This is a genomic window from Streptomyces sp. AM6-12, from assembly GCF_044327085.1.
Classification (GTDB): Bacteria; Actinomycetota; Actinomycetes; order Streptomycetales; family Streptomycetaceae; genus Streptomyces.
In genome coordinates this window covers 4,320,321-4,341,826 of record NZ_JBIQWN010000001.1, presented here as the reverse complement: position 1 = coordinate 4,341,826, position 21,506 = coordinate 4,320,321, and the positions used below count along the sequence as shown (strand labels likewise).

Sequence of the window (21,506 nt, the reverse complement as noted above, 5' to 3'; positions counted from 1 at the left end):
AAGGAGATTTACAGAACTGGCCGTCCGGCGCGTTTATGGTGTGCCGCATGTTTCGTATCGAGGCGGAAATCGACAAGGCACGACAGGACTTGCTGCGCACCCGGCTGCTGGACGCCAACACGGCGGCCTCACCGGTCCTGGCCGCCCTGCGCGGCACCCCCGCCGAGCGCGAAGTCCCGCTGCACGTCTGGGCCCTCGATCCGGCCGGGGCCCTCGCGGGCGGCCTGGTGGGTCACACCTGGACCGCCTGGCTGCACGTCACCTACCTCTGGGTGGACGCCCCGCACCGCGGCACGGGCCTCGGCTCCCACCTGCTGGCCCGCGCCGAACACCTCGCCACCGACCGCGGCTGCACCGCCGCCCGCCTGGAGACATGGGACTTCCAGGCCCCGGCCTTCTACCGCCGGCAGGGCTACGACGTGGTCTGCGAGATCCCCGACTACCCGCCGGGAATCACGGAGTACACCCTGGTGAAACGGCTGACCTGACGGCGGATCACGCCGAGGGGGGCGGCTCCGGTGGGCGCCTGCGACGCGGAGCGGCCGGTGGGCGAGCGGGAAGTCGGCCGGGGCAGCGCCGGAGGGCGTCCGGCTCCCGCTCCACCGTCAGGGGCCAGCCCACCCGCAGCCGCTCGATCGCCCGCTCGGCCCGGCGGGTCTCGGCGGACACCAGCCGGCGCCCGCGGGCATGCGCGATCGGTTCGGCCCGCGTCCTGTTCGACTCCCCGCCGCGTGTGTCAGAGCACCCGCCGCGCCCCCGCCGACGGCACCGCCTCGAAGATCCGGGGGGTCGTGAAGCCCGCCGTCGTGAAGGCCTCTTCCAGGGCTTTGGTCAGGGTGGGGACCTCGGTGGTCTCCGTGAGGACGATGGCCGACCCGCCGAAGCCGCCGCCGGTCATGCGGGCGCCGAGGGCGCCGTGCGCGAGGGCGGTGTCGACGACCAGGTCCAGTTCCGGGCAGGAGATGCGGAAGTCGTCGCGCAGCGAGGCGTGGCCCTCGGTGAGGACCGGGCCGATGGCGCGGGGGGTGCCGGCGCGCAGCAGGGCGACCGTGCGCTCGACGCGCTCGTCCTCGGTGACGACATGGCGCACCAGGCGGCGGATCTCCTCCTCCTCGCCCAGCCGGGCCAGCGCCGCGTCCAGGTCGGCGTAGGCGATGTCGCGCAGGGCGTCGACGCCGAGCAGGGCCGCGCCCTTCTCGCAGCCGGCCCGGCGCTTGCCGTACTCGCCGCCGCTGTGGGCGTGCTTGACCTGTGTGTCGACCACCAGGAGGCGCAGGCCCTCGGCCGCGAGGTCGAAGGGGATCTGCCGCTGGGACAGGTCGCGGGTGTCCAGGAAGAGGGCGTGGCCCGGCTCGCAGCACGCGGCGGCGGTCTGGTCCATGATGCCGGTCGGCGCGCCGACGTAGACGTTCTCGGCGCGCTGGCACAGCCGGGCGAGCTGCCAGGGGGCGAGGCCGAGGCCGTACAGCTCGCCGAGGGCGAGGGCGATCACGACCTCCAGGGCGGCGGAGGAGGACAGGCCGGCGCCGGTGGGCACGGTCGAGGAGAGGTGGACGTCCGCGCCGGTGACCGCGTGGCCCGCCTCGCGCAGGGCCCAGACGACGCCCGCCGGGTACGCCGTCCAGCGCGGGTCGCTGCCCGGCGCGAGCGCGTCGAGGCGCAGCTCGACGACGCCCTGGGCCATGTCCGCCGAGTGCAGGCGCAGCAGGCCGTCGGCGCGGCGGGAGACCGCCGCGAGTGCCTGGTGGGGCAGCGCGAACGGCATGACGAAGCCGTCGTTGTAGTCGGTGTGCTCGCCGATCAGGTTGACCCGTCCCGGCGCCGCCCACACGCCCTCCGGGCGCGCTCCGTACAGCTCGGTGAAGCGCTCGGCGACCTGCTGTGCCCCCACTAGTCCTCCTCGGCCAGGTTCTGCGCGAACTCCCAGGCGTCCGCGACGATGCCCGCGAGGTCCGCGCGGGTCGGGTTCCAGCCCAGCTTCTCGCGGGCGGTGTCCGCGGCGGCGACCAGGACGGCCGGATCGCCGCCCCGGCGCGGGGCGGCGACCTCGGGGACCGGGTGCCCGGTGACCTCGCGGACGGTCTCGATGACCTCGCGCACGGAGAAGCCGTTGCCGTTGCCGAGGTTGCAGATCAGGTGCTCGCCGGGGCGCGCGGCCGTCAGCGCCAGCAGGTGCGCGTCGGCGAGGTCGGCGACGTGGATGTAGTCGCGCACGCAGGTGCCGTCGGGGGTCGGGTAGTCGTCGCCGTAGACGGAGATGGCCTCGCGGCGGCCCTGCGCGACCTGGAGGACGAGCGGGATGAGGTGCGACTCGGGGTCGTGGCGCTCGCCGTACGCGCCGTACGCGCCCGCCACGTTGAAGTAGCGCAGCGAGACCGCCGCGAGGCCGTGGGCGTGTGCCTCGCCGGTGATCATGTGGTCGACGGCGAGCTTGGACGCACCGTAGGGGCTGGTCGGGCGGGTCGGGGCGGACTCGGTGATCGGGACCTGCTCGGGCTCGCCGTAGGTGGCGGCGGTGGAGGAGAAGACGAGGGTGCGCACGCCCGCCTCGCGCATCGCGCCGAGCAGCGCGAGGGTGCCGGCGACGTTGTTGTCCCAGTACTTCTCGGGCCGCACCACGGACTCGCCGACCTGCGAGAACGCGGCGAAGTGCAGCACACCGTGGTAGGAGGCGTCGAGCCACTTGGCGGCGTCGCGGATGTCGCCCTCGACGAAGGCGGCGCCGGCCGGGACGCCCTCGCGGAAGCCGGTGGAGAGGTCGTCGAGGACGGTGACCTCGTGTCCGGCCTCCAGCAGATGCTGGGCCACCACGCTGCCGACGTAACCCGCGCCACCCGTCACCAGGTACTTCATGAAGTCGCTACCTCTCGCAGTCGCTCGGCCGCGCGTTCCGGCGGCACGTCGTTGATGAACACGCTCATGCCGGACTCGGAACCCGCGAGAAACTTCAGCTTGCCGGAAGTGCGGCGGATGGTGAAAAGCTCCAGATGGAGCGCGAAGTCCTCGCGCGTCACCCCGTCGAGACCGGCGAGCGCCCCGAACGGCGCCTGGTGCCAGGCGGCGATGTACGGCGTCGGCGGCTCGCCGGGCCCGAAGATCCGGTCGAAGCGCCTCAAGAGTTCCAGATACACCTGGGGGAATTCTGTGCGCGCCGCCTCGTCCAGTGCGAGCAGATCGGGGACGCGGCGCTTGGGGTACAGGTGGACCTCGTACGGCCAGTGCGCCGCGTACGGCACGAAGGCCACCCAGTGTTCACCCTCCAGGACGACCCGCTCACCGGCGCGTTCCCTCTCCAGGACGGCGTCGAACAGGTTCTCCCCGCCGTGGGCCGCCCGGTGCGCGGCGAGCGAGCGGAGCATCAGCGTGGTGCGCGGGGTGATGAAGGGGTAGGCGTAGATCTGTCCGTGCGGGTGACCGAGGGTCACACCGATCTCGGCGCCGCGGTTCTCGAAGCAGAACACCTGCTCGACACAGGGCAGCTGGGACAGCTCCGCCGTGCGGTCGGTCCACGCGTCCAGCACCAGGCGCCCCTGCTCGGGGGTGAGATCGGCGAAGGAGGCGTCGTGGTCGGAGGTGAAGCAGACGACCTCGCAGCGTCCGGAGTCGCCGGCGAGCGAGGGGAAGCGGTTCTCGAAGACGACGACGTCGTACGAGGAGTCCGGGATCTCGCTGAGCCGCTCGCCCTCGGTCGGGCACAGCGGGCACTGGTCGGCCGGCGGGTGGTAGGTACGGCCCTGCCGGTGGGAGGCGACGGCGACCCGGTCGCCGAGCAGCGGATCGCGGCGGATCTCGGAGGTGGTGGCCGTGCGGTCCAGCGGGCGGCGGTCGACGGCGTCGCGCACGGTGTCGTCCCGCAGGTCGTAGTAGATCAGCTCGCGACCGTCGGCCAGCAGGGTCGGGGTCTTCTTCACGCCGGACTCCTCTCAACAGAATCAAACATAACAGACCACAACCCGACACAGAATCAGATCATCACAATCGAACAAAGATCACCATCACAACTGTTCATTTTCTAAATACACAGGCGTAGGTTCCGCTCTGATCAGTTCGCGCAACGAAGCGAGTTCTTATGCAAACGTCCACATACGCGCATACGTATCTGGCGGCGGCCGAGCTACGGCTCCCGACCAACTGGCTGGACTACACGATCCTGGCGATCTACTTCGTCGTCGTGCTCGGCATCGGCTTCGCCGCCCGCCGGTCGGTCAAGACCAGCCTCGACTTCTTCCTCTCCGGACGCTCGCTGCCCGCCTGGATCACCGGCCTCGCCTTCATCTCGGCGAACCTGGCGGCCACCGAGATCCTCGGCATGGCGGCCAACAGCGCCCAGTACGGTGCCTACACCGTGCACTGGTACTGGATCGGCGCCATCCCCGCCATGGTCTTCCTCGGCCTGGTGATGATGCCGTTCTACTACGGCAGCAAGGTCCGCTCGGTCCCCGAGTTCCTGCTGCTGCGCTTCGACAAGGCAGCCCATCTGCTCAGTTCGATCCTGTTCGCCTTCGCCGCGATCCTGATCGCCGGCGTCAACCTCTACGCCCTCGCGATCGTGGTCGAGGCGCTGCTCGGCTGGCCGCAGTGGGTGGCCATCGTGGTCGCCGGCGCCTTCGTGCTCGCGTACATCACGCTGGGCGGCCTGTCCTCGGCGATCTACAACGAGGTGCTCCAGTTCTTCGTGATCCTGGCCGCGCTCATCCCGATCACCATCCTCGGGCTGCGCAAGGTCGGCGGCTGGGGCGGGCTGACCCACAAGCTCGCCGAGACCCACGGGCACAACTTCACCACCGCGTGGGGCGGCACCGGGATCGGCAGCAGCAACCCGCTCGGCGCGAACTGGCTGACGATCGTGCTCGGCCTCGGCTTCGTGCTCTCCTTCGGCTACTGGACCACCAACTTCGCCGAGGTGCAGCGGGCCCTGTCCGCGAAGAACCTCTCGGCGGGCCGGCGCACGCCGCTGATCGCCGCGTACCCGAAGATCTTCATCGTCTTCCTGGTGATGATCCCGGGCCTGGTCGCGGCCGCGCTGGTTCCCAACATCGGCACCAGCGGCTCGGGGCTCCAGTACAACGACGCCATCCCGTACCTGATGCAGGAGCTGCTGCCCAACGGTGTGCTCGGCATCGCGGTCACCGGTCTGCTCGCCGCGTTCATGGCCGGCATGGCGGCCAACGTGTCGTCCTTCAACACCGTGTTCACCACGGACATCTGGGCGAAGTACGTGGTGCGCGGGCGGGAGGACGCGTACTACGTCCGGTTCGGTCGGTGGATCACCGTGATCGGCGTCTGCGCGTCGGTGGGCACGGCGTTCCTCGCGTCGTCGTTCTCGAACATCATGGCCTACCTCCAGACCCTGTTCTCCTTCTTCAACGTGCCGATGTTCGTCGTCTTCATCATCGGCATGTTCTGGAAGCGGGCGTCGGTCAAGTCCGGCTTCTGGGGGCTGCTCGCGGGCACCGTCACCGCGATGGTCAACTACTTCGTCCTCTACAAGAAGGGGATCATCTCCATCCCCTCCGACCAGGGCGCCAACTTCGTGTCGGCGATCGCCGGGTTCGTCGCCGGCGCGGTGGTGATGGTCCTGGTGTCGCTGTTCACCAAGCCCAAGCCCGCGCAGGAACTCCAGGGCCTGGTCTACGGCACCCGGTCGCCGGGGATGTCCGAGCCGCCGGCGCCCGGTGACGACGCGTGGTACCGCAGGCCGGCGCTGCTGGGCTGGGGTGCGGTCGTGCTGGCCGCCGTCTGCTACATCCCGTTCTCGTTCTGACGCGGGAGGATCGAGGGAACATGTCCGAGAACTCCGAACACCATTACACCGAGGGCGATATCGCGCGCGAGGTCACCGAGCTGGAGACCAAGTCGGCGACGGCGTCCCGCATCTTCGACCTGCGCCGGATCATCGGCGGGCTTTTCGTGCTCTACGGCGTGATCGTCACGATCGCCGGGATCACGGATTCGCGGTCCGCGATCGACAAGGCGCAGGGGGTCAACATCAACCTGTGGACCGGGATCGGGATGCTGGTGCTGGGTGTCTTCTTCCTGGTGTGGCTGAAGATGCGTCCGATGCCCGCGCCGGAGCAGCGGGAGGATTGACGCGTGGGGGGGTGCGGGGCCGAGGTCTACGACCCCGGCCCCGCGGCGCGGTCCAGCAGTCCCGTGCGCGCGGCCAGGGCCGCCGCCTCCAGGCGCGACCCGACGCCCAGCTTCATCAACACCCGCTGCACATGCGTCCGCGCCGTACTCGGTGCTATCCGCATGCCGGAGGCGATCACGCGGGTGTCCTCGCCGTCGGCGACCCGCACGAGGACCTCGACCTCGCGCGGCGTCAGCACGCTCAGCAGGCGCTGGGCCTCGTCGTCCGGCTGGGCGGCGGGGTTCAGCAGTTCCCCGAACGCCTCCTGGAGAAGGCCGGGGGCCACCGCCGACTCGCCCGCCCGTGCCTTCAGGAGCGCGCGCTCGACCCCCTCGATGCGCTCGTCGTGCCGTACGTACCCCGACGCCCCGGCGGCGAACGCCGCGGCGATCCCGCGCGGCGAGGGCACCGGACCGAGCACCACCACCGCCACCTGCGGCCGCTCCCGTTTGATCTTCGCCACCGGGTCGAAGGCCCCCGGCTCGGCCGGAGCCCCGGTGCCCAGCAGGCACACCTCCGGCGCCCGCGCGATCACCAGATCGGCGGCGCCCGCGGCGGGCGCGGCCGAGGCGAGCACCCGGTGCCCGCGCAGTTTCAGCGCCGATGCCAGCGCCTCCGCGAGCAGGCGATGGTCGTCCACGACCATGAGCCGTACTCCCATAGAGAAACCCCCCAGTCCCGCCCATGGATGCCCCACTATGGACGTCCACCGGCCCGAAGGACAGAGGGCCCCCCGGCACCCCGCCCCTTTGCACGTCCCCGGAAGCTACACGCTTGTTCGACGCCATGCCGCCCCTGGACAGCAGAAGTGCCCCGGACCGATGACATCCGGGGCACCGCTGACCAAGTCACCCGTCCGGGTGATTGTGTGGGGGCGGTCAGCCGTCCGTGCCGAAGGCCAGCACCAGGTACGACTTGTCGTCGCCCGCGGCCACCTTGTCGACGAAGACGTCGGACATGTACAGCCGGCCGTTCCCGAAGAGGATCTCCGCGTAGTCCGGCAGCATGCTGTCCTCCGCGCGCCGGGAGCTCTCCGTGGCCGGGTTCTCCAGCAGCTTGGTCTGCTTGAAGGTGGAGCCGTCGATGCTGACGATCTGTCCGCCCTTGTCGTACGGCGGCTTCTTGTAGGCGATGAGGTTGGCGCCGTCCATGCGCAGCGGCGACAGCAGATAGCCGTCCCCGGCCTCGGCGCGCTGGCCGGTGGGCTTGCCGGTGGTCAGGTCGAAGGCGACGACCTCGTTGGTGGTGCTGGAGGAGGTGCCGCTGCCGTCGTGCTCCTCCGTGGGCACGAACAGCTTGCCGCCGCCGACGACGACCTCGTGGCAGTCCTCGATGCGGGTGATGCCGTCGCAGCGGCCGCCGTAGGTCTTGCCGGGCGCGGAGATCCGGGCGAGCAGCTGGCCGGTCTTGTTGTCGATGGAGAAGTAGTCCGAGATGCCGCTGCCGTCGCCCGCGCTGTCGCCGACGTCGGCGGCCACCACCAGCGGGTCGGTGGAGACGACCGAGGCGTACTCGATGCCCGGGTCCATCCTGTACTCGGAGAGGACCTTGCCCGACTGCGGGTCGATGGTCTGGATGGACAGCCGGGTGTTGTCCGACTCGCCGCAGCTGCGCACCGCGACCAGCTTGGCGCCGCCGCCGTACCCCGCGTCGTAGCAGTCCTCGCCCTGCTTCGGCTGCCACAGCGGCTTGCCGGAGTCGATGTCGAAGGCCGCGCCGCCGTTGCTGTCGCCGAGCGCGACGGTGTGCTGGGAGACCGTCACGTTCTGGTAGTTGACCGGGTAGTCACCGACCTTGACGGTCTTCGTCCACAGCTTCTTGCCCGCGTCGAGGTCGATCGCCGCGATGTCGGAGCAGCCGTCGTACTTCTTGTTCGTCGGCTGGTAGGTGATCGCGATCTTGTCGTCGGCGGTCATGTGCCGGCTGGCCGCGCAGACCGGGCCGGGCAGCTTGACCGTCCACAGCCTGGTGCCCTTGGCGGGGTCGTAGCCGACGATCTCGTCCACGCCGGTCTTGGCGTACACCTTGCCGGTCAGCCAGGAGCCGGAGGTGCTCACCGTGTCCTGCACGGAGGGCGAGGGGACCTGGAAGAGGACCTTGGCGGCCGGGTTCGCCGGCACCTTCTCCTTGCCGCCGGTCGAACCGCCGGAGCCCTTGTCCTGGCCGCCGCCGGTGCCGCCGGAGGAGGCGGAGTCCTGCTTGGTGCCGCCGTCACCGGAGCCCGCGTACCAGATGCCGCCGACGACGATCAGCGCGATGACGACGACCGCCGCGATGACGATGTACAGCGCGCTGTTGCCCCGCCCGCCACCGCCGCCCTGCTGCTGCATCGGCATGGTCGGGGGCTGTCCCGGATAGCCGTAGCCCGGCTGCCCGGACTGCTGCATGGGCTGGGTGGGCATCGCGTACGGGTTCTGCTGCGGCGCCCCGTAGGGGGCCGGGGGCTGGGTGCCGTACGGGTTCGGGGGCGCGGCGGGGTAGCCGTAACCGGCCGGCGGGGCCGGGGGCGTCTGCTGGGGGTAGCCGTAGCCGGGGGCCGGCTGCTGCGGATAGCCGTAGCCGGGGGCCGGCTGCGGGGGGCCGGTCGGCGGGGCCGGCTGGTCCTGCCGCGGGGGCTGCTTGTCCAGCGAGGGCGGCGGGGTGGGCGGGGCCGGCTGCGGCGGGGGCGGCGGGCCGAAACCCCCCTGCTGCGGGGGCTGGTTCGGCGGGGGCGGGGGCGGCTGGGTCATGGCTCGGGTACCTCGGTGACACTCGGAAGACCGGACGGCGGACGGAACGGGAGGAGGGCCTGGAAGCGGGCCGGGCTCAGTTGCCGAAGGCCATGATCAGCTTCTCCTTCGCCTCGTCGCTGCCGTTCAGCCGGCCGGACGAGATGATGAAACGACCGTCGGCCCAGTCCACGACGCCGTCGTAGAAGGTGTCCTCGATCTCCGCGGTGCCCTGCGGGTTCTGGAGCAGCTTCGTGGTGGTGTGCGTGGAGCCGCCGGTCGGGATCGAGACCACCTGGCCGCCCGCGTCGTACGACGGCTGCACATACGCGATGAGCTTGCCGCCCTCGACCTTCATCGGGGCCATCGGCTCGTCCGCCGGGGACTTGACCCGCCACTTCGCGGTGCCGGTGGAGAGGCTGATCGCGACGATCTCGTTGGCGGTGGACGTGGTGTCCGTGGGCAGGTAGAGCGTGTCGGCGTCGGCCGCGACGCCCTGGCAGCCCTGGAGGTCGCGCTCCAGGATCGCCCAGCCGCAGCTCGGGGAGAACTTCTCGTCCACCTTGACCTGCGAGCGGAATTTTCCGTCCGCGGTGAAGGTGGAGATGTTCCACACCTTCTTGTCCTCGTTGGTCAGATAGACCACGAGCGGGTTCATCGAGTACACCCGGCTGACCTGCCAGCCCTTCTTCAGGGGCTGGGTCCACCGCACCTTGCCGGTGGCCGGGTCGAGTTCCTGGAGCTCGTCGTGCTCGCCGCTGGTCGAGGCCCCGCAGGACGCCACCTGGACGAGCTTGCCGGCGCCGCCCGCGTACCCGGCGGGGAAGCAGGCGTCGCCGTAGCGCTTCTTGTCGTACAGCTTCTTGCCGCTGTCGATGTCGTAGGCGGTGCCCGACTCGGCGCGGCCCACCATCAACGTGCTGCCCGCCACGCTGAGTTCGACGTTGAGCGCGCTGTCGAACAGCCCGCCGTCGGCGACCTGGGCGCTCCAGCCCTTCTTGCCGGTGGCGAGGTCGAGCTGGACGAGCTGGTTGCACTTGGCGTTGTCGCTGGTGCCGTTCATGTACGCCACGACGACCTTGCCGTCGTCCGACTTCTGCGGGGTGACCGCGCAGATCTTCTGCGGGAAGGCGACCGGACCCCAGGGAGAGGAGCCGTTGCCGGTGTCGTAGGCGAAGACCTGCTTGTACGCCGCCTTCACCACGGTGTTCCCGGCGACCCACATGCCGGGGGCGTCGGCGCCCGCGCCCGGCGCGTCCGGGGCGGACTTGTACCAGAGGACCTTCGCCTCGCCGGGCGCGCGGCCCTTGTTGAGGTCCTCGGGGTCGTCGCCGCCGGTGGACGAGGAGGAGGCCGAGGGGGCGCCGGACGAGGTGGGCGCGCCGCTGCCGCTCTGCTCGGCCACGGGCTTCTTCTTGCCGTCGCCGCCGCTGGTGACGGCGTAGACGGTGCCGGCTATGACGAGCAGCGCGGCCACCGCGGCGCCCACGATCAGCGCCGTCTTCTTCTTGTTGCCGCCGCCGCTCTGGGGCGGGAAGGGGGCGCCGGGGTACGGCGGCTGCGGCGGGAAGCCGTAATCGGGCTGGGGCTGCTGCCCGTAGGGGCCCGGCTGCGGGGGCTGCTGCGGGTAGCCGTAGGGGCCGGGGGCAGCGGGGGTGCCGTAGGGGCCCGGGGCGCCGGGGGTTCCGGGTGCCGTAGGGGTTCCGTAGGGGCCGGGCTGCTGCGGGTAGCCGTAGCCGGGCGCGGGCGGGGCCGGGGGGGCGGGCGGCTGGGAGGGGACCGGCGGCGGGGCGCCGAAGCCACCGTTCCGCGGCGGCTCGTTCCCCGGATCCCGCGGGTCCGCCGAGCCCTCCCGGTCTCTCGGGTCTCTCGGGTCTCTGGGATCTCTCGGATCCTGCGGTGCTCCGAAGCCGCCGCTGGGCGACTGGTCGGGCGGCTGAGTCATCAGCGCTCTCCCCCTCGTTCACTGATTTTTAGCCACGCCCTGAGGTTCTCTACGGACCCAAGGTCGTTGTGCAAACGGATCTCAGACCGCTCTTTCTATCACTCGGCGCGGACAGCACTACGGGCCGGATCCGCCCTGTTCCCAAGGGAGAACCGGCCCGTGATGCCTCCGTTACGCGCCTTCACGCCCCCTTCACGCGGCGCACGCGCGGCCCGTCGGGCGCCGGGGGCGGACCGCCCGCCGCGCTGGCTGATTCACGGCGGGCGAACCGCTACGCGTCCTCCGCCAGCTCCAGCCAGCGCAGCTCCAGCTCCTCGCGCTCACCGGCGAGTTCCCGCAACTGGGCGTCCAGTTCGGCCACCTTCGCGAAGTCCGTCGCGTTGTCCGCGATCCGGGCGTGCAGCTTGGCCTCCTTCTCGGAGACCTTGTCCAACTGCCGCTCGATCTTCTGGAGTTCCTTCTTGGCGGCGCGCTGGTCGGCGGCGCTGCGCTCCTGGGTGGCCGGCTTGGGCGCCGCGGCGGCGGTGCGCTCGGCGACCGCCTCCTCCATCCGCTGCCGCCGCTCCAGGTACTCGTCGATGCCGCGCGGCAGCATCCGCAGCGCGCCGTCGCCGAGCAGCGCGAACACCCGGTCCGTGGTGCGCTCCACGAAGAACCGGTCGTGGGAGATGACGACCATCGAGCCGGGCCAGCCGTCGAGGACGTCCTCGAGTTGGGTGAGGGTCTCGATGTCGAGGTCGTTGGTGGGCTCGTCCAGGAAGAGGACGTTGGGCTCGTCCATCAGCAGCCGCAGCAGTTGGAGGCGGCGCCGCTCACCGCCGGAGAGGTCGCCGACCGGCGTCCACTGCTTCTCCTTGGTGAAGCCGAAGGTCTCGCAGAGCTGACCGGCGGTCATCTCGCGCCCCTTGCCGAGATCGACGCGCTCGCGCACCCGCTGCACGGCCTCCAGGACCCGCCAGGTGGGGTCGAGTTCGGCGACCTCCTGGGAGAGGTAGGCCAGCTTGACCGTCCGGCCGACGTTGATCCGGCCGCCGACCGGCTGCTCCTCGCCCCCCGTACGGGCGGCCTCGGCCATGGCGCGCAGCAGCGAGGTCTTGCCGGCGCCGTTCACCCCGACCAGGCCGATCCGGTCGCCGGGGCCGAGCTGCCAGGTGACGTGCTTGAGCAGCACCTTGGGGCCGGCCTGGACGGTGACGTCCTCCAGGTCGAAGACCGTCTTGCCGAGCCGGGAGGAGGCGAACTTCATCAGCTCGCTGCTGTCGCGGGGCGGCGGCACGTCGGCGATCAGCTCGTTGGCGGCCTCCACCCGGAAGCGGGGCTTGGAGGTGCGGGCGGGCGCGCCGCGGCGCAGCCAGGCCAGCTCCTTGCGGATGAGGTTCTGCCGCTTGGCCTCTTCGGTGGCGGCGATGCGCTCGCGTTCGGCGCGCGCGAAGACGTAGTCGGAGTAGCCGCCCTCGTACTCGTACACATCGCCGCGCTGCACGTCCCACATGCGGGTGCAGACCTGGTCGAGGAACCAGCGGTCGTGGGTCACGCAGACGAGTGCCGAGCGGCGGTTCTGGAGGTGCCGGGCGAGCCAGGAGATGCCCTCGACGTCGAGGTGGTTGGTGGGCTCGTCCAGGATGAGCAGGTCCTGCTCCTCGATCAGCAGCTTGGCCAGCGCGATGCGGCGGCGTTCGCCACCGGACAGCGGGCCGATGACCGTGTCCAGGCCCTTGGGGAAGCCCGGCAGGTCCAAGCCGCCGAACAGTCCGGTCAGTACGTCCCTGACCTTCGCGTTCCCGGCCCACTCGTGGTCGGCGAGGTCGCCGATCACCTCATGGCGGACGGTGGCGGCGGGGTCGAGCGAGTCGTGCTGGGTGAGCACGCCGAGGCGCAGTCCGCCGGAGTGGGTGACGCGGCCGGTGTCGGCGTCCTCCAGCTTGGCGAGCATCCGGATCAGCGTGGTCTTCCCGTCACCGTTGCGGCCGACGACCCCGATCCGGTCCCCTTCCGACACACCGAGCGAGACGCCGTCCAGCAGGGCACGGGTGCCGTACACCTTGCTGACGTTCTCGACATTGACCAGGTTGACGGCCATTTCACTCCTGCTCGCGGGGCGGTATCGACGTGCGGCTCCGCCGCGTGGGTCAGCCTTCTAGCGTAGGGCCTCGGGGGCGGGGGGCGGCGCGCGAGGGGATGGTCACTCTTTGTGATGACGTGATCGGGAACGGGCCGCTACCGTGGAGGGCAGGCAGCAGGATCCCGTCCATGGGAGGAACCATGACCGCCGAGTCCGTAGAGCACCGAGGCCGGTGGCCCGTGCCGCCGCAGGACGGCTATACCGTGGACGACCTGTTCACACTGCCGGATCTCCCGCCGCACACCGAGTTGATCGACGGGAGCCTGGTTTTCGTGAGTCCGCAGCGCTACTTTCACTTCGCCGCGATCGACCTGCTGGTCAGCGGTCTGCGCCGCACTCTGCCGTCCAGCATGAAGGTCGCGCGCGAGATGACCGTCGTGCTGGACCGGCGCAACGGCCCCGAGCCGGATATCTCCGTGGTCCGGTCCGAGGCCCTCACCGGCCGGCGTCAGACTCGCTTCGAGGCGGCCGATGTACTGCTCGCCGTCGAAGTGGTGTCACCTGACTCCGAGGCCCGCGACCGCGACGCCAAGCCGAGCAAGTACGCCGCGGCAGGCATCCCCCACTTCTGGCTGGTCGACATGGCAGGCGAGGACGACCACCCCGTCGTCCAGGTCTACGAACTCGGCAAGGCCACCGGCACGTACGCCCTGACCGGCATCTACCACGACCACGTCAAGATCAGCGTGCCGTACGACATCGACATCGACCTGACCGCGATCGACGCCCTCTGACGCCCTAAAAGACCGTCGCCCCCGCCACCGGCCCCGCCGCCGTCCGTGCCGCGCGGCAGGTGCCGGAGGCGGAGAGGGCCCCCGCGACCTTCTCGGCCGTGGCGGCGTCCCGCGTGAGGAACGCGGTCGTCGGGCCCGAGCCGGAGACCAGGGCGGCGAGGGCGCCCGCCGCGCGGCCCGCCGACAGGGTGGCCGCGAGTTCCGGGAAGAGGGACAGCGCGGCCGGCTGGAGGTCGTTGGCGACGGTCGCGGCCAGCGCGTCGGTGTCGCCCTTGGCCAGCGCGTCCAGCAGCTCCCGCGCGGCCACCGGCTCCGGGATCTCCCGGCCCTCGGCCAGCCGGTCGAACTCGCGGAAGACCGCCGGCGTGGACAGTCCCCGCCCGGCCATCGCGAACACCCAGTGGAAGGTGCCGCCGACGTCGAGGCCGGTCAGCCGCTCGCCACGGCCGACGCCCAGCGCTGCCCCGCCGACCAGAGCGAACGGCACATCGCTGCCCAACTCGGCGCAGATCGCGAGGAGTTCGGCCCGCGAGGCGCCCGTGCCCCACAGCGCGTCGCACGCGAGCAGCGCGCCCGCGCCGTCCGCGCTGCCGCCCGCCATGCCGCCGGCGACGGGGATGTCCTTGTCGATGTGGATGTGCACCTTCGGCTCGATGCCCCGGCGCGCGGCGAGCGCGAGGGCGGCGCGGGCGGCGAGGTTGGTGCGGTCCAGCGGGACCTGGGCGGCGTCCGGACCCGCGCAGGTGACGCGCAGTTCGTCGGCGGGGGCGACCGTGACCTCGTCGTACAGGCCGACGGCGAGGAAGACGTTGGCGAGGTCGTGGAACCCGTCGGGGCGGGCGGCGCCCACCGCGAGCTGGACGTTGACCTTGGCGGGAACACGGACCGTGACGCTCACTGCGCTCCTTGGACTGTACGGCTGTACGGGCGGCCGGCGTCAGGCGCCGGTCTGGGCGTGCTCGGCGATACGGGCGAACTCCTCGACCGTCAGCGACTCGCCGCGGGCCTGCGGGGAGATCCCGGCGGCGACCAGGGCGGCCTCGGCGGCGGCCGCGGAACCGGCCCAGCCGGCGAGCGCAGCCCGCAGGGTCTTGCGGCGCTGCGCGAAGGCCGCGTCGACCACCGCGAAGACCTGCCGCTTCGTGGCCGTCGTCGCGATCGGCTCGGTGCGGCGCACCAGGGAGACGAGCCCGCTGTCGACGTTCGGCGCGGGCCAGAAGACGTTGCGGCCGATGGCGCCGGCCCGCTTGACCTCGGCGTACCAGTTGGCCTTCACGGACGGAACGCCGTACACCTTCGAGCCCGGCGCGGCGGCGAGCCGGTCGGCGACCTCGGACTGCACCATGACCAGGGTGCGTTCGATGCTCGGGAAGGTGTCGAGCATGTGCAGCAGGACCGGAACGGCGACGTTGTACGGCAGGTTCGCGACGAGCGCGGTCGGGGCGGGGCCCGGCAGCTCGGTGACGTGCATCGCGTCGGAGTGGACCAGCGCGAAGCGGTCGGCGCGGGCGGGCGTGCGGGCGGCGACGGTGGCGGGGAGGGCGGCGGCGAGCACGTCGTCGATCTCCACGGCGGTGACGCGGTCGGCCACCTCCAGCAGCGCGAGGGTGAGCGAGCCCAGTCCGGGGCCGACCTCCACGACGGTGTCGTCGGGGCGGACCCCGGCGGTGCGGACGATCCGGCGGACCGTGTTCGCGTCGATCACGAAGTTCTGGCCGCGCTGCTTGGTGGGGCGGACACCGAGCGCGGCCGCGAGCTCGCGGATGTCGGCGGGGCCGAGGAGGGAATCGGGGGCGGGGCTACTCACGGGACAAGGGTACGGGGCGGTGGGAGGCGCCCTTGCCAAGCGGGCCCCGCACCAGGGCACCCCGCGGGTCCAGCACAGTTTCCGACGCCCGCGCAGGCTCCGGTGCCCCGCACACCCGGTCCCGCAAAGCTCCGACACCCGCTCAGCTCCCGGCGCCCCGGCACACCCCGCAGGCCCGCAGGCCCCGGCCGCCCGCAGACCCCGCATGCCCCGCAAGTCTCCGGCGCCCCGCACATCCCGCAGGCCCCACAGGCTTCGGTGCCCCCGCAAGTCCCGCAGGCCCCTCAGACGTCAGCGTCCCTGTCAGTCCCGGACGCCCCTCAGGCTTCCCCCTCTCAGCCGTGCAGCCGTTCCCCGCAATGCGGCCAAGGGCTCTCGCCCCGCCGCGCGTACAGCTTCTTCGCCCGGTACGTCTGTTCCGACTCCGGCGCGTCCTGCGGCAGCCCGGTACCCCCCAGCGTGTGCCACGTGTGCGCGTCGAACTGGTACAGCCCCCCGTACGTCCCCGACGCGTCCACCGCGTGCGGGTCGCCCCCGGACTCGCACACCGCGAGCCCGTGCCAGTTCAGCGCGTCCACCCCGGTGGCCGAGCGCGGCAGCGCCTTCGTGCCGACCTTCACCACCTGCCGCCGTGGCCGCCGCACCACCTCCGAGCCCTCCCGGCGCGGCGCCTGACGCACCCCGTTGACTGTGCGCAGCAGGTAGGTGATCCGCCGCAGCCCGGGGCGGCCGGGGCGGGCGACGACCTCGGTGCCCTTGAGCAGCGAGGGGTCGTACCGCCGCTCGACCTGGAAGGGGATCTCCTCCTCGCGGACCTCCCGCCCCCCGGTCACCCGCAGCACCGTGACGGTCTGCCCGTCGCGCGGGAAGCTGCCGGCCGGGGCGGAGAGCGTGTCCTCGGGCCCCAGGGTGACCCCGGCCTCCTCGACCGCCTCCCCGACCGTCGCCGCGTTGGTGCGGATGGTGCGGGCCCGGCCGTCGGCCATGACGGTGACCGCCCGCTCGGTGCGCACATCGAGCGCGAGCCCGGCGCGGCCGATGCTCTGGGAGCGCGAGGCCGACAGATACGCGCCCTCGGCGCGCACCCCCAGCTCCCGCAGCGCGCCGTCCACCGTGTGCGCCGTCGTCCACACCTGGTGCCGCCTGCCGTCCAGGGTGAGCCGCACGGGACGGCCGTAGCGCACCGCGATCGCGTCGCCGGCGGCGAGCGGGGTGCCGGGGGCGGGCGCGACCAGGTCGTGCTCGCCCACCCGTACGCCCTCCTCGGCGAGGAGCGCGTCCACGTCGTCGGCGAAGGTGTGCAGCGCCCGCGGCCGGCCGTCGATGTCGAGCCGGATCGCGCGGTCCTGGGCGACGAAGGCGGTGGTGCCGCCGGCCAGGAAGGCCACCACCAGCGCCTGCGGCAGCAGCCGGCGCACCACGGAGTCCGGCCGCTCGGCCGCCCGCGCACCGCGCCGGCGCGCACGCCGGCCACCGCGCCGCTCCGGCGACGCGCCCGTCTCCAACCGCCGTTTGCTGCTCACGCCGACACGCTCCAGAGAGGCCGAAAGGTCCGGATCGGGGGCAGAACCTAGCGGACCCTCCGTCACACACCAAAGCGGCGCGGCTACCGAGCGTTACGACAGTGGGGTCATACCGGATAGTCGAAGGCGCGCGCGGTGTTCGCGTTCAGGGCCGTCGCCAGCGCGTCTTCGCCGATGCCGCGTACGGCGGCCATCGCGCGCACGGTGACCGGAACGAGGTACGGCGCGTTGGGCCGTCCGCGGTACGGCGCCGGGGTGAGGAAGGGCGCGTCGGTCTCCACGAGGACCAGTTCCAGCGGGGCGACGGCGAGGGCGTCGCGCAGGTTCTGGGCGTTCTTGAAGGTGACGTTTCCGGCGAAGGACATGAAGTAGCCCTCGCGGGCGCAGATCCCGGCCATCTCGGCGTCGCCGGAGTAGCAGTGGAAGACGGTGCGCTCGGGGGCGCCCTCCTCCTTGAGCACGCGCAGCACGTCGGCGTGGGCCTCGCGGTCGTGGATGACGAGCGCCTTGCCGTGCCGCTTGGCGATCTCGATGTGCGCGCGGAAGGACCGCTCCTGGGCCTCCTTGCCCTCGGGGCCCGTGCGGAAGTGGTCGAGGCCGGTCTCGCCGACGCCCCGGACGTGGGGCAGCGCGGCGAGCCGGTCGATCTCGGCGAGCGCCTCGTCCAGCGCGGTCTGCCCGCCCGGCTCCCTGGCCCCCTTGCGGGACCATCCGTCGGGGTCGCCGTGGACGATGCGCGGCGCCTCGTTCGGGTGCAGCGCGACGGCGGCGTGCACGTTCTCGTACGTCTGCGCGGTCTGCGCCGCCCACCGGGAGCCGTAGATGTCGCAGCCGACCTGGACGACCCTGGTGACGCCGACCGACGCAGCCTTCGCCAGGCCCTCCTCGACGGTGCCGGACTGCATGTCGAGGTGGGTGTGGGAGTCGGCGACGGGCACCCGCAGGGGTGCGGGCAGCGGCGGGGCCGCGTTCTTGTCGTCCGGGGAGCCGCTCGGGCCGGCGTTCGAAGGCATGCCCCGATCCTACGAAAGGGGCACGGCCCCGGCCCCCGGCGGCCGGGGCCGCCCCCGCGGGCTCAGCCCGCCTTGCGGTGGAAGGGGTGCAGCAGGTCCGACAGGTGCCAGTGGTGCTGGGTCCCGCCGCCCCCGGCCGCCCCCTCGGCAGCCGGCACCCGCGGCACCTCCACCGGCCCGGCCAGCGGCGCGTCGTGCTGATGGCGCGCGCCCGCCTGCCGTACCGAGGACACCTGTCCGGCGCGCATGATGCGCAGCACGTGACCATCGCAGTTCTGGCAGCGGGGGCTGCGCAGCGGCGACGGCACTATGCGCCCGTCGGCCACGTACAGCACGAACTGCTGCCCGTCGGCGTCCGTGTGGTGCTCTATCTCGTACGACTGCTCCCAGCCGTGCCCGCAGCGCATGCAGGCGAATGAATACGACTCGTGAACGACGGCTGTGGCCGTACCGCGGAGGCCGGTCTGCCCTGCGATCTCACTCATGCCAGCTCCTCGTTTCCGCTGGACCGGCACCCCTGAGCGGGGTCCCTTCGACCAGTGGACGCCTTCGCCGACGCGAATGCAGCAGGGCTGTCGAGTGTTGGAGGCGATTTGAGTCTTCCTTGCCGAAACGCCCCCGCGGGCCGCCTCGGCGCTTTGCCAACGGCGACAGCCTTTTGCCGCCCATTGGCCGAGTCGCTCATCGGAGATGAGCGCTGCTCAGAGGGCGCTTTTTACTCAAGCCCCCCGCCCGGTCAGCCCCCTCAGCGATCGGCTTGCTTCGCTGCCACAACGGCGTCGAACACCACCCTCTTCGGCAACCCCGCCTCCACCGCCACCGCCGCGATCGCCTCCTTGCGCCGCTCACCGGCCTCCTCGCGCACCCGCACCCGGCGCACCAGTTCCGCCGCGTCCAGCTCCTCCGGGCCGGTCTCGGGCGCGCCCTCGACCACGACCGTGATCTCCCCGCGCACCCCCTGCGCCGCCCAGCTCGCCAGCTCGGCCAGTGGGCCCCGGCGCACCTCCTCGTACGTCTTGGTCAGCTCCCGGCAGACCGCGGCCCGCCGCTCGGCGCCGAAGACCTCGGCCATCGCGGCGAGGGTGTCGTCGAGGCGGTGCGGGGCCTCGAAGTAGACCAGCGTGCGCCGCTCGGCCGCGACCTCGCGCAGCCGGGAGAGCCGTTCGCCCGCCTTGCGCGGCAGGAAGCCCTCGAAGCAGAACCGGTCCACGGGCAGCCCGGACAGGGCGAGCGCGGTGAGCACGGCGGACGGGCCGGGCACCGCGGTGACCCGGATGTCCCGCTCGACGGCCGCCGCGACCAGCCGGTAGCCGGGGTCGGACACCGACGGCATGCCCGCGTCCGTGACGAGCAGCACCCGCGCCCCGCCGGCCAGCTCCTGGACCAGCTCGGGCGTGCGCGCGGATTCGTTGCCCTCGAAGTACGACACCACCCGGCCGCCCGGTGTGACGCCGAGCGCCTGGGTGAGCCGGCGCAGCCGCCGGGTGTCCTCGGCGGCGATGACGTCCGCGCTCTCCAGCTCCCGCACCAGCCGGGGCGGCGCGTCCGCGATGTCGCCGATGGGGGTACCTGCGAGGACAAGGGTTCCAGTCACGCCCCCATCCTCGCAGGGGTCCCCGAGCCGGAGGAAAACGACCGCTTCGCGGCCCGCGCCGCCGCGTGCACGGGACTCGCACAGCGCCGTTCCCTACGATGGCGCGGTGACCAGTACCGCGTCCTCCATGGATCTGAGGCAGGGCCAGGCGCCGCACGAGAAGCGGCCGCCGTGGCAGCAGCGGCTGCGCCGGTTCGGGTACGCGCCGGCGAAGGACGCGCCCGAGGGCGACGTGCGCGGCCGGCTGGTGCCGCCGTACCCGGCCCCCGGCCCCCGGCTGCGGCGGGCACTCGGCGTGCCGCCCGTGCTGGCCGACCGGATCGATCGCTGGTCCGGCTGGGTGGGGCCGCTGCTGGTGACGCTGTTGGCCGGCGTGCTGCGGTTCTGGAACCTGGGCAGCCCGCGGGCGGTGATATTCGACGAGACGTACTACGCGAAGGACGCGTGGGCGCTGGTCCACCGCGGCTTCGAGGTCAACTGGGACAAGAACGCCAACGACGTGGTCCTCCAGACGCACGGGCATCTGGCGATCCCGGCGGACGCGGCGTACGTGGTGCACCCGCCGGTCGGGAAGTACGTGATCGGGCTCGGCGAGCTGATGTTCGGGTTCAACCCGTTCGGCTGGCGGTTCATGACCGCGCTGCTGGGCACGCTGAGCGTGCTGATGATCTGCCGGATCGGGCGCCGGATGTTCCGTTCGACGTTCCTGGGCTGCCTGGCGGGTGCCCTGCTCGCGGTGGACGGGCTGCACTTCGTGATGAGCCGCACCTCGCTGCTCGACGGCGTGCTGATGTTCTTCGTGGTGGCCGCGTTCGGCTGTCTGCTGATCGACCGGGACAGGTCACGGGCGAGACTGGCCGCCGCGCTGCCGGTGGGGCCGGATGGCCTGGTCCGCCCGGACGCGCGGGTCGCGGACTCCGCCCGGCTCGGCGCCCGCCCCTGGCGCTGGGCGGCCGGGCTGATGCTGGGCCTGGCCACCGGCACCAAGTGGAACGGCCTGTACATCCTGGTCGCGTTCTGTGTGATGGCGGTGCTGTGGGACGTCGGCGCCCGCAAGGTGGCCGGCGCGTCCCGCCCCTACCGCGCGGTCCTTAAGTACGACACGGGGATCACCTTCCTGGCGACGGTCCCGGTGGCGACCGCCGTCTACCTGCTGTCCTGGCTGGGCTGGATCCTCTCCCCCACGGACGGCACCGGCGGTTACTTCCGCAACTGGGCGCTCACCGACGGCCGGGGCGGCTCCTGGACCTTCCTGCCGGACTGGCTGCGCAGCCTGTGGCACTACGAGCACGAGGTGTACGAGTTCCATCTGCACCTGGACTCCCCGCACACCTACCAGTCCAACCCGTGGAGCTGGCTGGTGCTGGGCCGTCCGGTGTCGTACTTCTACGAGTCGCCCTCCCCCGGCACCGACGGCTGTCCGGCGGACGCGGGCCAGAAGTGCGCCCGCGAGGTGCTGGCGCTCGGCACGCCGCTGCTGTGGTGGGCGGCCTGCTTCGCGATCGTGTACATCCTGTGGCGCTGGGCGTTCCGCCGCGACTGGCGGGCCGGCGCCATCGCCTGCGGCATCGCGGCCGGCTATCTGCCCTGGTTCCTCTACCAGGAGCGGACGATCTTCTTCTTCTACGCGGTCGTCTTCGTGCCGTTCCTGTGCCTGGCCGTGGCCATGATGATCGGTGCGATCATCGGCCCACCGGGCTCCGGCGACACCCGCCGCGTCATCGGCGCCACCTCGGCGGGCGTCCTGGTCCTGCTGATCACCTGGAACTTCATCTACTTCTGGCCCCTGTTCACCGGCACGGCGATCCCGATCGACAGCTGGCGGGCGAGGATGTGGCTGGACACGTGGGTGTAGCTGGGAAAATGCCTGCACAGCCGCCGAACGCTCCGAGTCGTCACCATCGTTGTCGGTCGTTGGTGTTGCCCATTC

The 21,506-nt window shown here is 71.9% G+C and carries 18 protein-coding genes; 5 read left to right on the top strand and 13 right to left on the bottom strand.

Features of this window, described 5'->3' with window-relative positions; all coding sequences use genetic code 11:
- The first annotated feature begins 47 nt into the window (after positions 1 to 47).
- Positions 48 to 488, top strand: a complete 441-nt coding sequence (locus ACE4Q9_RS19740) for a GNAT family N-acetyltransferase (RefSeq protein WP_397985548.1) — start codon at positions 48 to 50, stop codon at positions 486 to 488.
- A 248-nt stretch (positions 489 to 736) separates the two neighbouring features.
- On the opposite strand, the gene galK is transcribed toward ACE4Q9_RS19740, so the two are convergent.
- The 3 genes from galK to galT are packed head-to-tail and all read right to left on the bottom strand — an operon-like array spanning position 737 to position 3,911.
- On the bottom strand, positions 737 to 1,891 hold the full coding sequence (galK, locus tag ACE4Q9_RS19735; protein ID WP_397985547.1) for a galactokinase: 1,155 nt from the start codon (positions 1,889 to 1,891) through the stop codon (positions 737 to 739).
- Complete coding sequence (gene galE / locus ACE4Q9_RS19730; protein WP_397985546.1) at positions 1,891 to 2,853, bottom strand: UDP-glucose 4-epimerase GalE; 963 nt, start codon at positions 2,851 to 2,853, stop codon at positions 1,891 to 1,893. Before galE ends, galK begins: the two co-directional genes overlap by 1 nt.
- A complete protein-coding gene (gene galT / locus ACE4Q9_RS19725) occupies positions 2,850 to 3,911 on the bottom strand; it encodes a galactose-1-phosphate uridylyltransferase (RefSeq protein WP_397985545.1) in 1,062 nt (353 codons plus the stop codon). The genes galE and galT overlap by 4 nt, the downstream gene beginning before the upstream one ends.
- Positions 3,912 to 4,069: 158 nt before the next feature.
- On the opposite strand from galT, the gene ACE4Q9_RS19720 reads away from it, so the two are divergent.
- Together ACE4Q9_RS19720 and ACE4Q9_RS19715 are read left to right on the top strand one after the other, a co-directional pair.
- Complete coding sequence (locus tag ACE4Q9_RS19720; protein WP_397985544.1) at positions 4,070 to 5,764, top strand: sodium:solute symporter family protein; 1,695 nt, start codon at positions 4,070 to 4,072, stop codon at positions 5,762 to 5,764.
- Positions 5,765 to 5,784: 20 nt separating this feature from the next.
- Positions 5,785 to 6,090 carry a hypothetical protein gene (locus tag ACE4Q9_RS19715; RefSeq protein WP_397985543.1) on the top strand — a complete coding sequence of 102 codons (306 nt, stop codon included), beginning with the start codon at positions 5,785 to 5,787 and terminating at the stop codon, positions 6,088 to 6,090.
- A 26-nt stretch (positions 6,091 to 6,116) separates the two neighbouring features.
- On the opposite strand, the gene ACE4Q9_RS19710 is transcribed toward ACE4Q9_RS19715, so the two are convergent.
- The 4 genes from ACE4Q9_RS19710 to ACE4Q9_RS19695 form a co-directional block, all read right to left on the bottom strand.
- Positions 6,117 to 6,791 (bottom strand): LuxR C-terminal-related transcriptional regulator, encoded by a 675-nt coding sequence (locus ACE4Q9_RS19710; RefSeq protein WP_397985542.1) that lies wholly within the window; start codon positions 6,789 to 6,791, stop codon positions 6,117 to 6,119.
- Positions 6,792 to 7,008: 217 nt separating this feature from the next.
- Positions 7,009 to 8,859: a PQQ-binding-like beta-propeller repeat protein gene (locus ACE4Q9_RS19705; RefSeq protein WP_397985541.1), complete on the bottom strand. Its 1,851-nt coding sequence runs from the start codon at positions 8,857 to 8,859 to the stop codon at positions 7,009 to 7,011.
- Positions 8,860 to 8,935: 76 nt separating this feature from the next.
- Positions 8,936 to 10,783: a PQQ-binding-like beta-propeller repeat protein gene (locus ACE4Q9_RS19700; protein ID WP_397985540.1), complete on the bottom strand. Its 1,848-nt coding sequence runs from the start codon at positions 10,781 to 10,783 to the stop codon at positions 8,936 to 8,938.
- 271 nt (positions 10,784 to 11,054) lie between these two features.
- Positions 11,055 to 12,863: an ABC-F family ATP-binding cassette domain-containing protein gene (locus tag ACE4Q9_RS19695; RefSeq protein WP_397985539.1), complete on the bottom strand. Its 1,809-nt coding sequence runs from the start codon at positions 12,861 to 12,863 to the stop codon at positions 11,055 to 11,057.
- 182 nt (positions 12,864 to 13,045) lie between these two features.
- On the opposite strand from ACE4Q9_RS19695, the gene ACE4Q9_RS19690 reads away from it, so the two are divergent.
- Positions 13,046 to 13,639, top strand: a complete 594-nt coding sequence (locus tag ACE4Q9_RS19690; RefSeq protein ID WP_397985538.1) for a Uma2 family endonuclease — start codon at positions 13,046 to 13,048, stop codon at positions 13,637 to 13,639.
- Between the two features lie 4 nt (positions 13,640 to 13,643).
- Here ACE4Q9_RS19690 and ACE4Q9_RS19685 read toward each other — a convergent pair whose 3' ends face one another.
- The 6 genes from ACE4Q9_RS19685 to rsmI all read right to left on the bottom strand — a co-directional run bounded on the left by ACE4Q9_RS19685 (position 13,644) and on the right by rsmI (position 19,576).
- On the bottom strand, positions 13,644 to 14,537 hold the full coding sequence (locus ACE4Q9_RS19685; protein ID WP_397985537.1) for a 4-(cytidine 5'-diphospho)-2-C-methyl-D-erythritol kinase: 894 nt from the start codon (positions 14,535 to 14,537) through the stop codon (positions 13,644 to 13,646).
- Positions 14,538 to 14,576: 39 nt separating this feature from the next.
- A complete protein-coding gene (rsmA, locus tag ACE4Q9_RS19680) occupies positions 14,577 to 15,446 on the bottom strand; it encodes a 16S rRNA (adenine(1518)-N(6)/adenine(1519)-N(6))-dimethyltransferase RsmA (protein ID WP_397985536.1) in 870 nt (289 codons plus the stop codon).
- 335 nt (positions 15,447 to 15,781) lie between these two features.
- A complete protein-coding gene (locus ACE4Q9_RS19675) occupies positions 15,782 to 17,035 on the bottom strand; it encodes a ubiquitin-like domain-containing protein (RefSeq protein WP_397985535.1) in 1,254 nt (417 codons plus the stop codon).
- Between the two features lie 41 nt (positions 17,036 to 17,076).
- Positions 17,077 to 17,982 (bottom strand): TatD family hydrolase, encoded by a 906-nt coding sequence (locus ACE4Q9_RS19670; protein ID WP_397985534.1) that lies wholly within the window; start codon positions 17,980 to 17,982, stop codon positions 17,077 to 17,079.
- Between the two features lie 62 nt (positions 17,983 to 18,044).
- Positions 18,045 to 18,467 carry a hypothetical protein gene (locus ACE4Q9_RS19665; protein WP_397985533.1) on the bottom strand — a complete coding sequence of 141 codons (423 nt, stop codon included), beginning with the start codon at positions 18,465 to 18,467 and terminating at the stop codon, positions 18,045 to 18,047.
- Between the two features lie 260 nt (positions 18,468 to 18,727).
- Positions 18,728 to 19,576, bottom strand: coding sequence for a 16S rRNA (cytidine(1402)-2'-O)-methyltransferase (gene rsmI / locus ACE4Q9_RS19660; protein ID WP_397985532.1), 849 nt, complete (start codon positions 19,574 to 19,576; stop codon positions 18,728 to 18,730).
- Positions 19,577 to 19,682: 106 nt separating this feature from the next.
- Here rsmI and ACE4Q9_RS19655 point away from each other — a divergent pair, with 106 nt between their 5' ends.
- Positions 19,683 to 21,431: a dolichyl-phosphate-mannose--protein mannosyltransferase gene (locus ACE4Q9_RS19655; protein WP_397985531.1), complete on the top strand. Its 1,749-nt coding sequence runs from the start codon at positions 19,683 to 19,685 to the stop codon at positions 21,429 to 21,431.
- The last annotated feature ends 75 nt before the right edge of the window (positions 21,432 to 21,506 follow it).